At 48.1% G+C, this 12,802-nt stretch carries 11 protein-coding genes; 8 read left to right on the top strand and 3 right to left on the bottom strand.

Annotated features, from left to right (window positions below):
• Window positions 1-129: 129 nt before the first annotated feature.
• The 7 genes from rpsO to DWY79_RS15015 all read left to right on the top strand — a co-directional run bounded on the left by rpsO (window position 130) and on the right by DWY79_RS15015 (window position 7,462).
• The gene (rpsO, locus tag DWY79_RS15045) at window positions 130-399 is read left to right on the top strand and encodes a 30S ribosomal protein S15 (protein WP_005864132.1); all 270 of its coding nucleotides are present in this window, start codon (window positions 130-132) and stop codon (window positions 397-399) included.
• A 159-nt stretch (window positions 400-558) separates the two neighbouring features.
• The gene (locus DWY79_RS15040) at window positions 559-1,140 is read left to right on the top strand and encodes a helix-turn-helix domain-containing protein (protein ID WP_036613898.1); all 582 of its coding nucleotides are present in this window, start codon (window positions 559-561) and stop codon (window positions 1,138-1,140) included.
• 12 nt (window positions 1,141-1,152) lie between these two features.
• A complete protein-coding gene (locus DWY79_RS15035) occupies window positions 1,153-2,802 on the top strand; it encodes an AMP-binding protein (RefSeq protein ID WP_057326727.1) in 1,650 nt (549 codons plus the stop codon).
• 93 nt (window positions 2,803-2,895) lie between these two features.
• Window positions 2,896-3,714: an AraC family transcriptional regulator gene (locus DWY79_RS15030; RefSeq protein ID WP_122144702.1), complete on the top strand. Its 819-nt coding sequence runs from the start codon at window positions 2,896-2,898 to the stop codon at window positions 3,712-3,714.
• A 112-nt stretch (window positions 3,715-3,826) separates the two neighbouring features.
• Window positions 3,827-4,582, top strand: coding sequence for a glucose 1-dehydrogenase (locus tag DWY79_RS15025; RefSeq protein WP_121961150.1), 756 nt, complete (start codon window positions 3,827-3,829; stop codon window positions 4,580-4,582).
• A 231-nt stretch (window positions 4,583-4,813) separates the two neighbouring features.
• Window positions 4,814-6,232: an adenosylhomocysteinase gene (gene ahcY / locus DWY79_RS15020; RefSeq protein ID WP_122369619.1), complete on the top strand. Its 1,419-nt coding sequence runs from the start codon at window positions 4,814-4,816 to the stop codon at window positions 6,230-6,232.
• 102 nt (window positions 6,233-6,334) lie between these two features.
• Window positions 6,335-7,462 carry a glycosyltransferase gene (locus DWY79_RS15015; protein ID WP_122369617.1) on the top strand — a complete coding sequence of 376 codons (1,128 nt, stop codon included), beginning with the start codon at window positions 6,335-6,337 and terminating at the stop codon, window positions 7,460-7,462.
• 27 nt (window positions 7,463-7,489) lie between these two features.
• Here DWY79_RS15015 and DWY79_RS15010 read toward each other — a convergent pair whose 3' ends face one another.
• Complete coding sequence (locus tag DWY79_RS15010) at window positions 7,490-9,988, bottom strand: YfhO family protein (protein WP_122369615.1); 2,499 nt, start codon at window positions 9,986-9,988, stop codon at window positions 7,490-7,492.
• A gap of 85 nt (window positions 9,989-10,073) precedes the next feature.
• Between DWY79_RS15010 and DWY79_RS15005 the strand changes: the two genes are divergently transcribed.
• Window positions 10,074-10,991, top strand: coding sequence for a glycosyltransferase (locus DWY79_RS15005; protein ID WP_147431805.1), 918 nt, complete (start codon window positions 10,074-10,076; stop codon window positions 10,989-10,991).
• Here DWY79_RS15005 and DWY79_RS15000 read toward each other — a convergent pair whose 3' ends face one another.
• On the bottom strand, window positions 10,992-11,933 hold the full coding sequence (locus DWY79_RS15000; RefSeq protein WP_057328625.1) for a hypothetical protein: 942 nt from the start codon (window positions 11,931-11,933) through the stop codon (window positions 10,992-10,994).
• Window positions 11,918-12,802: an alpha-1,2-fucosyltransferase gene (locus DWY79_RS14995; protein ID WP_157403838.1), complete on the bottom strand. Its 885-nt coding sequence runs from the start codon at window positions 12,800-12,802 to the stop codon at window positions 11,918-11,920. Before DWY79_RS14995 ends, DWY79_RS15000 begins: the two co-directional genes overlap by 16 nt.

Below are 12,802 nucleotides of genomic sequence, written 5' to 3'. Positions count from 1 at the left end.
GATATATATATGACATTCATGCTTCAAAACACAAAAAAGATAGTAGAATCTATTGCAAATCAAAAAGGAATGCCTACCTTTGCGACCGCTTAGATAACATAGTATTAATTTATTAAAGTAAAAAGAATCATGTATTTAGATTCAGCGAAGAAAAAAGAATTATTTGAAAAGTATGGCAAATCAGCAACTAACACAGGTTCTGCTGAGAGCCAAATCGCATTGTTCACATTCCGTATCTCTCACTTGACAGAGCACTTGAAAGTGAATCACAAAGATTACGCTACGGAAAGATCATTGAAGATGTTGGTAGGTAAACGTCGTCGTTTATTGGACTATCTGATCAAGACTGACATCGAGAGATACCGCGCTATCATCAAAGAACTTGGTATCAGAAAGTAAGAAAAAGCTTATGCGAGAATATTAAAAAGGGCAATCCCAAATGGGTATTGCCCTTTTTATTTGTCTTAATCCTAGATATAATAAAATATTAATGTAAATTTGCGCCGTTTAGTATCAAATTATCAAACATTACAGGACTATAAATAACAAATCATACACATGGGAAACAACAAAATTATAGGCGCGAAAATTAAAAATATCCGGGAATCGAAACAGCTCTCTATCGAGGAAGTAGCCGAACGCTCCGGGTTAGGTATCGAACAGATAGAACGTATCGAGGGTAACTTGGATTTTCCATCTTTGGCCCCTCTTATCAAAATAGCACGGGTATTAGGGGTACGTTTGGGTACATTCTTGGATGACCAAGCGGAGCTAGGCCCGGTCGTATGCCGCAAAAAGGATAGCGAGGCCGATGGTATCGGGTTCACGAACAACGCGACACAAGGGCACAAGCATATGGATTACCACTCGCTCTCACAAGATAAGTCCGGCCGCCATATGGAACCCTTCTTGATCGAGATCGCTCCCTCCGAGGAAGGCGAGGATTTCATCCTGTCCACGCATGAGGGAGAAGAGTTTATCTACGTATTGAGTGGCGTCGTAGAGATCAATTACGGAAAGAACACCTATATCCTAGAGGAAGGCGATAGCATCTATTATGATTCTATCGTGGCGCATCATGTACATGCGGCAGCCGACAACAGGGCTCGAATCTTAGGAGTTGTCTATACACCTTATTAAATCCGGCGTTTTATGGAATTACATAACAGAACCCTTGGCCAATGGCTGGAACATTGGGCCGAGACTACACCGGACAAGGAATATATCGTTTATTCGGACCGTGACTTACGTTTCACTTGGAGCGAATTCAACAAGCGTGTGGACGACATGGCGAAAGGCATGCTGGCGATCGGTATCACCCATGGCACACATGTCGGCGTATGGGCGACGAACGTACCGGATTGGCTGACTTTCTTATATGCCGGAGCCAAGATCGGTGCCGTACTGGTCACGATCAACACCAACTATAAACAAAGCGAACTGGAATATCTGGTTGAGAACGCCGATATCCATACGATGTGTATCACGGACGGCGTGTTTGATGGAAGTTACGTGGACATGGTCTATACCATGTTGCCGGAATTGAAGACCTCTCAACGGGGGTATTTGAAAAGCGAGCGTTTCCCACGCTTGAGAAATGTAGTATATATCGGACAGGAGAAATACAGGGGTATGTACAATACGCCCGAGATGTTGCTCCTCGGACAAAATATAAAGGATGAGACCTTAGAGGCTGCCAAAGCGAGAGTAAATTGCCACGACGTTGTCAATATGCAATATACGTCCGGTACGACCGGCTTCCCGAAAGGGGTCATGTTGACTCACTACAACATCGCCAACAACGGTTTCTTGACGGGTGAGCATATGAAATTCACCGCCGACGATAAGCTTTGTTGCTGCGTACCTCTCTTTCATTGCTTTGGCGTGGTATTAGCTTCCATGAACGTATTGACGCATGGATGTACGCAAGTGATGGTCGAGAAATTCGATCCGCTATTGGTATTAGCTTCTATACATAAAGAGCGTTGCACGGCCGTGTACGGCGTGCCTACCATGTTCATTGCCGAGCTGAACCACCCGATGTTCGAGATGTTCGACCTCACGTCGTTACGTACCGGTATTATGGCAGGTTCTCTTTGCCCGGTTGAACTCATGAAAACCGTGGACGAGAAGATGCACATGCGTGTAACCAGCGTGTATGGATTGACAGAGACCTCACCGGGTATGACCCACTCCCGTATCGAAGATCCGGCCGAGGTGCGTTATAATACTGTAGGCCATGAGTTCGAATTTACCGAGGTACGGGTTATCGACCCGGAGACTGGCGAGGAATGCCCCGTCGGCGTACAGGGCGAGATGTGTAACCGCGGTTATAATAACATGAAAGGTTACTATAAAAACGAAGCCGCTACCAATGAGGCGATCGACAAGGATGGCTTCCTGCATTCCGGCGACTTGGGCGTTCGTGATGAGAATGGAAACTTCCGTATCACCGGCCGTATCAAGGATATGATTATCCGTGGAGGCGAGAATATCTATCCACGTGAGCTGGAGGAGTTCCTCTATCATTTCCCCGGCGTGAAAGACGTGCAAGTAGCCGCTGTTCCTTCCAAGAAATATGGAGAGGAAGTGGGTGCCTTTATCATCCTTCACGATGGTGTGACGGCTACGGAGGAAGAGGTGAAAGACTTCTGCCGCGGAAAGATCGCCCGGCATAAGATCCCGAAATACATCTTCTTCGTCGATACCTTCCCGATGACCGGAAGCGGAAAGATACAGAAGTTCAAGTTGAAAGACCTCGGGCTGAAACTATTGCAAGAGCAAGGTATCACGCCGGCCTGACGATTTAGTGGACAGCTAACAGTTGACAGTTACTTTAAAATCTTCATAATGGGCGGCACGATCTTCCCGTGTCGCCCATTTTCCTAAAGAACGATGGACGGAATCAACACACTGCGTTACTCGGATTTATTTTTAGCGATGTATTTCGATGGCGGAAAGAGCTGCCTGCACCGGAATCATTCGCATGTGTTGGTGTATGTATATTCCGGAGAGATGGTAATCGACGAGAAAGGCCAAATCACCCGGTTACATAAAGGAGAATGCGCTTTCATCCGCAAGGACTTCAGCGTGCAGATGACGAAACAAGCATGGAATGGCGAGCAGTTCAAGGCGATCTTCTTGATGTTCACCATGAAGTTCCTACGCGACTTTTACAGCAAATTAGATCGAAATACTCTCCCTAAAGATGCCAAGCGAGATCAGGTCAGCCTTTACAAGCTACCGTCCAACCGTCCCGATATCGTAAGCTTGTTTGAGTCGATGACCCCTTATTTCAATTCCAAGATCCAACCGACAGACGAATTGCTGCAACTAAAAATGGTCGAGGGCGTTTATGTGTTGCTCCATACCGACAAGAATCTATATGCCTCTATCTTCGATTTTACCGATCCATGGAAGATAGACATACTGGAATTCATGGAGCGGAATTATATGAACGATATTTCCATGGAAGAAATCGCCAACTATACGGGACGCAGTCTCTCCACATTTAAACGTGATTTCAAGAAATGTAGCGCTCTCTCGCCCCGGGAATGGCTCATCCAACGCCGCCTTGAAGCCGCATATGGGCTGATACGTAAAGGGGGGCGTAAGGTCTCGGAGATTTGTTTCGAGGTAGGCTTCAAGAACCTTTCCCATTTCTCGAAAATCTATAAGATAGCGTATGGCGTACCGCCAACCGAGGATATATAATATTTATAATGGGCCACACAACAAAGCTATTTGAACCACATAACAAAGCCTCTATACCACTCCCTCCTTATCTTCGCGACATAAATAATAACAAAATGTAAATCAAATGATCATGACAAAGACAATGGAAGAGAAAGTAGCTTTAGTAACCGGTTCAGCGATGGGTATCGGACTCGCTTGCGCTGAAGCCTTCGCCAAGGCTGGATACATAACCGTATTGGCAGACATCCGTGAGCCGAGAGAACAGGTAGAGAAATTAGTAGCCGAGGGACATAAGGCCGTAGCGTATCGGTGCGACGTATCAAACACGCAAGCCGTAAAAGAGATGATCGACTGGATCGTAGCTACCTACGGAAGACTGGATGCGGCTCTTAACAACGCAGGCATACAAACACCGCAACGCCCAATGGCGGAAATCACCGACGATGAATTCGACCGTACCGTGGCTGTCGATTTGAAAGGTGTCTGGAACTGCATGCGTTATGAGATCCTGCAAATGCTGAAACAAGGCGGCGGCGCCATCGTCAACACCTCATCGCAAGGCGGAGTCACGGGATTTCCGGGGCAAGCGGCCTACATAGCCTGTAAGCATGCCGTTATCGGACTGACACGTACCGCCGCTATCGACTATGCGGCAAAGAACATCCGCATCAATGCCGTATGTCCGGGCGTTATCCGTACGCCGATGGCGGAAGACTTAATGCGGCGTGACCCTTCCTTGGAGAAGGAGCTGGTGCGCGACATTCCCGCAGGGCGGCTCGGTAAACCGGAAGAGATCGCCAACGCCGTACTTTGGATATGCAGCCCGCAAGCGAGCTTCGTAGATGGCCATGCGCTATTGGTAGATGGAGCCTTCAGTATTCATTAAATCGCAAAACTACAGAGAGCCCAATACTGCAACGGCGTTGCAGTGTTACTGCAATGCGGGTTGCAGTAATGCTGCATGGCTGTTGCAGAACTGCTGCAAGGCAGGTTGCAGTAACGAACCCACCGTACCCCTCGGCAAGCCTCTGCCCTAGATGGAAATTCATAGATAAAGAACACCTACTATCAACGCTTTTTCGTACCTTCGCGTCTCAACCATTTATAGTATTAATTTATGTCACAATTATTTCCAACTAATCTGCCTTATAAAGTGGCAGATATGAGTTTGGCTGAATTCGGTCGCAAAGAGATCGAGATCGCCGAACACGAAATGCCGGGATTAATGGCGCTACGCCAGAAATACGCCGATCAGAAACCCTTGAAAGGCGCACGTATCACCGGCTCACTGCATATGACTATTCAGACGGCAGTGTTAATCGAAACATTAGTTGCGTTGGGAGCGGACGTTCGCTGGGCTAGCTGTAACATCTTCTCCACACAGGACCATGCGGCGGCGGCTATCGCAGCTGATGGCGTACCGGTATTCGCTTGGAAAGGCGAGACGCTGGAAGAATATTGGTGGTGTACGGACATGGCGCTTCGTTTCCCGGAAGGCAAAGGTCCTCACATGATTGTTGACGATGGCGGTGACGCTTCCTTATTGATTCACATGGGCTATCGTGCGGAGAACGACGCGGAGACCATCAACCGCAAAGGCGGGAATCATGAGGAACAGGTTATTCTAGATACATTAAATCGTATCCTTCAAGAAGATAACAGCCGTTGGCACCGTACGGTAGCCGAGATGAAAGGTGTGTCGGAAGAGACGACCACCGGCGTTCACCGTCTGTATCAGATGATGGAGAAAGGTGAGTTGCTGGTTCCGGCTATCAATGTTAATGACTCCGTGACGAAATCCAAGTTCGATAACTTATATGGTTGCCGTGAGTCTTTGGCGGACGGCATCAAGCGCGCTACGGACGTGATGATCGCCGGCAAGGTGGTAGTCGTGGCCGGATACGGTGACGTAGGTAAAGGCTGCTCTCACTCCATGCGCTCTTACGGGGCTCGCGTACTCGTGACCGAGATCGATCCGATCTGCGCCCTGCAAGCCGCTATGGAAGGTTTCGAGGTTACGACCATGGAAGAGGCCGTGAAAGAGGGTAACATCTTCGTTACAACCACCGGAAACTGCGATATCATCACGATCGAGCATATGACACAGATGAAAGACCAATCGATCGTATGTAATATCGGTCATTTCGACAACGAGATCCAAGTGGACAAGCTTGTCAACTATCCGAATATCAAACACACGAATATCAAGCCGCAAGTAGACAAATATACGTTCCCGAACGGAAACTCTATCTTCCTGCTGGCAGAAGGCCGCTTAGTAAATCTGGGTTGCGCCACGGGACATCCGTCATTCGTAATGAGCAACTCATTTACGAACCAAGTTCTTGCCCAGATGGACTTATGGCAAATGGCCTATGAGGTAGGCGTATATCGTTTGCCGAAACGTTTGGATGAGGAAGTTGCCCGCCTGCACTTGGAACGCATCGGCGTAAAACTATCCCACCTGACGCAAAAACAAGCTGATTATATCGGCGTACCGGTAGAAGGACCGTACAAGGCTGATCATTACAGATACTAATTAATTGAAGATTGAAAGTTGAGAATTGATAATGAAGGGAGGGCAGCTCCTGTAGTTCTCGATTCTTAATTTTCAATTTTCAATTCTTAAATTTCAATTACCATGCGTTTCGCTATTCTCTCCCCCATTTATCCCTATCGTGGCGGTATCGCCCAATTCAGCGGGATGCTCTATACGGAATTAGTAAAAGAAGGTCATGAAGTAAAGGCTTTCAACTTCAAACGCCTTTATCCGGATATCTTATTTCCCGGCAAGACCCAATATGTGGAAGAGGGAGACCGTGCGATCGAGATCGAGAGCGAGCGAGTATTAGATAGCGTCAATCCGGTTAGTTATTTCAGTACCGTAAACGCCATTCGCTCCTATGCGCCGGACGTACTGATTATCTCTTACTGGATGTCCTTTTTCGTTCCCGGATACGCTCATGTAGCAAATCGGATGAAGAAGCATTGCAAGGTAATCACCCTTATCCACAATGCGATTCCCCATGAGCCGCGTTTCTTCGACAAGCCTTTAGCTTCGTTACTTTTCAAGCAATGCCATGGCTTTATCGTGATGAGCGATAACGTGCGGTATGATTTGCGGAAACTTTACCCGGGCGCTAAATATATCCAGAACCCACACCCGCTTTACAATCATTTCGGGAGTAAGATCAACAAGAACGAGGCGTGCCGGAAATTAGGAATCCATCCGTCCAAAAAGAATCTTCTATTCTTTGGACTGATACGGGATTATAAAGGATTAGACCTGCTGATAGAAGCGATGGGACAGCTTAACGAGGATTACCATCTCATTATAGCCGGCGAATGTTACGGTAGTTTCGAGAAGTATCAGGCTCTGATCGATGCATCTCCGGCAAAAGAACGTATATTCGTCCACTGTGAATATATCAGCGACGAGGAAATCCCCATTTATTTCTCAGCGGCGGATGCCTTGGTACTCCCCTATCGCTCCGCCACTCAAAGCGGTGTCGTATCCGTAGCCTACAATTACGATTTACCCATGCTAAGCACACCCGTTGGTGATTTCAAGAACAGCATCGAAAAGCCGGGTACAGGCATCGTAGTGCCTGAGATATCCGCAACGGCCCTCGCCCAAGGTATCGAGGAACTTTTCACCCCCGAGTGGCAAGCCACCATCCCCGCAAACATATCCAAAGAAAAAGCAGCCCTCTCGTGGGAAACCCTAACGAGAAAACTGCTCGATTTTATCCAGGACGAATTAAGATAGACCCAGCGGATCGGCCGGGCGTTTATCTTACTCCTCCCCTCGCTTCTTAGCTTTCCATACCGAATAGCAAATAGCTGCCAATAGCAGCAAGAGGATCAATATCGAACTGTAGGAGGCTACATAGGTGGCTGTTATATACCCTTCCGGTTTAAACTCGAACACGATCTCATGCTCTCCCGCAGGGATCAACATCGCCCGGAGTGTCCAATCCACCCGGAAATGAGAGACCGGCTTCCCATCGATGGTAGCCTGCCAACCCGGTTGATAATAGATCTCGGAAAAGACGGCCAGTTGCTCCATCCTCGTCTTAGACGTATAAACCAATTTGCTGGGACTATAGCTATCCAACACGATGGTAGCGGTAGAGTCCAGCACGGGCGTGAAGCCTTTCAACACATCCGCAAAACGCTTATTGACAACGGCCACTCGCAACGGATCGATCGTATTCAACGCCGAGATCTCCTCGTCCGCATTGCCAACCATCTCCACTTGGCCGACAAACCACGCATTACCATAGGCAAACGGGTTACGCAAGGGTGGTTGTTCCTGATTATAAACAATATAGCGGGCATTCAACATGTTCAACGAGGGGCAATGGGCGAACACGCCCATTAAATCTTGCGCCGACTGGGCCTTTTGCAAGGAGGTGATGATCGACTGGATCTCTCCTTGCAAACGAAAATCGATCAGCTCTTGATAGCGTCTCAATTTGGCGGCATGATATCCTCCGATTGATTTATGATAGTAAGAGGTATTCGTCTCCAAGAAAGGACTGTTCAAATTCAACACACGGTAAGAAGGGTCGGTATCCTTCAAGATTTCCGTATCCGATAACGACATCTTATGGACATCCGTATTCTGTTTCGGCGAGATGAAATTATTGTCGTTCAGATAACGGCGGTCCACCGTCCAAAGATCGCACAATGTCAGCACGCTCAATCCTAAGATTACGTAAGTCTCTATTCTCGTGCGATTTTTCGACTGATAGTACCAAAACAACAAGGACGCGCCCAACAGGATGAAAACCAACGAGCGCAAGGCATCTGCCGAGGCCAAGGAGGCACGATCCAGCAACAACGCGTTGTAATACCAATCCGGCAACTGATATTGGGCATCGTAAGAAGAACGAAAATCTAAGAATAAACTCGGCATCAGCCAAAGGATCAAGCTAAGCCCCCCGGTAAACGCCAACGAGGCGAGCAGCCCCTTTCGGAAACGAGCGTCGTCAACGGCTCCGGAAAGGATCTCTTTCAACCCCCATACTCCGATGATAGGGAACACCAAGCCCGGAATCACCAACGCCATCTCCACCGTACGGAATTTATTGTACATGGGTAGGTAATGAAACATGAAGTCATTGAAACCATCAAAGTTACGCCCCAACGCCAGCAGGATAAAGAATACCGAACCGGCGAATAGCCACCATTTCATCCGATGCCGGATCACGCACATCCCCAATACGAACAGCAAACAGACCAAGGCCCCAAAATAGACCGGTCCCGAGGTGAACGTTTTCTCCCCCCAATAGGTAGGCGCTTGCACCTCCTTGCCTACTTGCGCACCTTTCATACGCAATTCCTTATACAACTCGGAATCCGGCCCTAACATGCCCCCGGAACTGCCGCCATAGGCGTTGGGGACAAGAAGGGTCAGTAGTTCCCCTTTGCCGTAACTCCATGCGAAAGCGTAGTCCTTATCCAATCCCGAGGAGACCTTTTCCCCCACCGGGGTAGAGATGGTCAGCTCCGTGGCCCCGCGGGTGGTGGTCTTGCTCAACTCTAAGTTCGAGTAGATATTGTCCGCATTCGGCAAGACAGCCAGGCAAACGCCCCCTAACATCAAGAGCGTCACGTGCGCCAATCCCTTGAGATCCTTCTCTTTCATCTTTTCATACACATATCCCAAATAGATAAACGCACATAAAAGAACTAAATAATAGGTGATTTGCAAATGATTCTCGCGGATGGAGATCGCCACGGAGAACGTGAACAAAGCCACTCCCCAAAGGTATTTATTCTTGAACAAGAGGCACATTCCCGCCAATGTCAGGGGCATATAGGCCATCACGTAGGCTTTCGTGATATGCCCGGCCTCCAATATGATGAAGTTGTAGGAGGCAAACGCATACGCAATCGCACCCAAGATCGCCAACCATTTATTCACGCACATCACGCACATCAATATATAGAAACAGATCAAGGCGATCAAGACGATACGGGTAGAGGAATAATCGAACACGGACAAGACCTTATTCACAACATCCAAATGCACATCCGGCCGATTCATCACGGTCACTTGATATGAAGGCATCCCCGAAAACATACTGCCCAACCATGCGACAACCCCCTCCTGCCTCTCCTTTGGAAGCTCCAGCAACTCATGGGCCATACCTTCAAATTTCTGAGAATCGCCCTGACGGACCACTTTCCCTTCTAACTGAACTGGAGAGAAATAAGTCATAACCAGCACAAGAAAGATCACCAACGCAACGAGATGCATTCCCAATTTCCTTATAAAATTCCGCATTATTCTTTGATTTAATTAATACAAAGCGCAAATATACGACAACTTCAAAATATTTCCGTACATTTGTTTCCTCAAGATAAACTAATTGGCACAAACTATGTTCTTATCGGTTGTCATTTGTACATACAACAGGGGCAAGTATCTCCCTATGGTATTGGATAGCCTGAAACTCCAACAATATCCGACCGATTCTTTCGAGATCGTCCTCGTAAACAACAATAGCACCGATGATACAGAGCCGATCGTGCGGGCCTATCAACAGGAGGCTCCCTCCCTACCCCTCAACTATCTCGTTGAATATAACCAAGGAATCTCCCATTCCCGCAACCGGGGCGTAAAGGAGTCGAAAGGGGATATCATCGTCTTTATCGATGACGACGAGACCGTCGAGCCGGACTTCTTACGGAGCGTCAACGATTTTTTCACCCAATATCCGGATGCGGGTATTTCATCAGGACCGGTTATCCCTGTTTACGAGACCCGGCAACCCGAATGGCTGTCTCTTTTCACGATGCGCTTGATAACCGGGGCCTATGACAAAGGCGATCATATCAAACCGCTTCCCCCGAAAGACTACCCCGGCACGGGGCATGCCTGCTTCCGCAAAGATCTATTCGACAAATATGGCGCATTCGACACCGCGTTAGGCCGAAAAGGAAACTCCTTGATGGGGGCCGAGGACAAGGATTTCTTCCTTCGGCTGATGAATGGCGGCGAGAAATGCTATTACCTGCCAGCCGCCAAGATATACCACCATATCCCAGATAGCAAGCTGACCAACGAGCATTTCAAGAAGCTGACCTACGCCTTGGGACGGAGCGAACGGATCCGCACGCTCAACCTCGGCAAACCAGCTTTCTACAAACGCCTCTCGATGGAGATCGTCAAGTGGGGAGCCTCCCTTTTGCTATATGGCTGGTTCCTCCTCACCGGACGGGTATCGAAAGGATATAAATTACTCGAGTTCAGATGGCAGGTCGGGAAAGGGCTGTTGGGGAGATAATCACCATATCACCCATTCCGGCACATCTACCGAATAGGTCTTGTCCCGTTCCATCCGCATGCCTAGATACATGCCCGGATTAGAGCTGAAAGTCCCCACGAACAGTTCCGAGGAGGCAAGTATATCCATGGAGGCGAACAGCCTCAGGTGTTGAGCCCGGATAATCTCTTTCGATTGTTTCTTGAATTTTTGATGAAAATAGCCCCGCTCCTCCGGCGCACACAACGTATAGAAAGTCCAGTCGGGATACGTTCGTTCCAGGAGCTCAATAATCCGGTAATCATCCGTAAGCACGAACGCCTCTCGCAAAGAAGACAAACCACACATCTTTTGGATATAGACATCTACATCCTGCAAGCGCGCCTCGACAAATTTATCCCCTCCGCGTATATGGAAACCGACATAATGCATTGGAAGCCTCAACGACGCTATGTGATCGGATACGATCCGCTGAGTTTCCGCATTATACCGCCATGTATATTGGATGAGCTTCTGGCAAGCCGCCCTCAAATCCCCCGTCAATCCCAACTCCGGCATCTCGAAACTACCCAAGTCCTGTTTACGGATCTCATCCCATAGATCCGTAAGCGTCAACCGGTTTCTGCTGATACGGCGAAAAGCCAAGCTCAAACAATGATCCACCCCTCTTAACAGCCGATTCTTAAACCGAGGATTCGGCCTCCTATTCAGCCAATGGTGGAGAATATTACCGCTCTCCTCGCAAAAAGGGATAAAATAATCAGTCCAGCCCTTTAAATAGGCGAAATTCGCGTCCGAAGAGTAGAGAGAGAAACGAATCCGCTTTCTCAGGCAATACAGCATCCCTAGGATCATATTGTTATACTCCGAGAAAAATCCCGCCTCGCATCCCAAATGATAAACGAACTCCGGTGAGAAAGAGTCGTTCAACCTCCTATAAGCAGGTATTACATTCTTTTCCATGACAAAGGATAAAAATCTTCCGCATCATCGTTTGTATTGGTATATTTAGAGGGGCAAACCACCACCTTGGACGGATTGTCGATCAGCCACGCTCCCCACCAGCTAAACGTACTATTCGCTACGATCCCATGTTTACAGCAGGTCATCAAGTATAGATCCTGCCACGAGTCCACCCCGGTATTCCAGTCTACATATAGCGGATTCGGTATCTCCAAATGCTCCCTTACCCACGCTATATCATCCGAGAAAACATAAAAACGATTAACAGATGTCTCTCGCGACAAATATTGGATGGCGAGCGTATAGTACTCGACCGTGCAGATCCCACCAAAGATCGCTTTGTATTTATCCGACAAATAATCACCTCGCCGAATATGGATGAAAGCGGACTCCCCCGACTCCATCTCCGCCGCCAGTTTCTTATTCGCTGCCGAGATAAGGGACGGATCAAACCGGAACATCTCCCGGACCTCTTTCTCTACAGGCTTAAAATGGGACTCCGATTGGAACCTCCCATAGCAGATCGTTAGCCATTGATTCGGGCATGACAAACGATCTTTCAAGTAATCGGTGACGATCCCAATCCGTAAAAACCAGAGCATCCCAAAGATAAACCGCACAAACGACGGATAGATCTCCTTGAAGACAATACATTTACGGATACCCCATATAAAAGGTACCAAATAGCGAGCCTTGCTTATTTTAACATGAAAGACATCCATCAGCTCCGACCCGTAATGGCTTTGCCCATGGGCCGCCAAGAAATCATTCAAATCGGCATTGCCCCCCTTTGTCCTCAACGCAAGCGCATATGCCGCGTGAAACATTTGGTTACCTAACCCTCCGACAACACATACAACAGTCTTCAT

The organism is Parabacteroides sp. AF27-14 (assembly GCF_003635425.1).
Lineage (GTDB): Bacteria > Bacteroidota > Bacteroidia > Bacteroidales > Tannerellaceae > Parabacteroides > Parabacteroides distasonis.
Note: the sequence above shows the minus strand (reverse complement) of the source record. Positions and strands in the feature narration are given on the sequence as shown.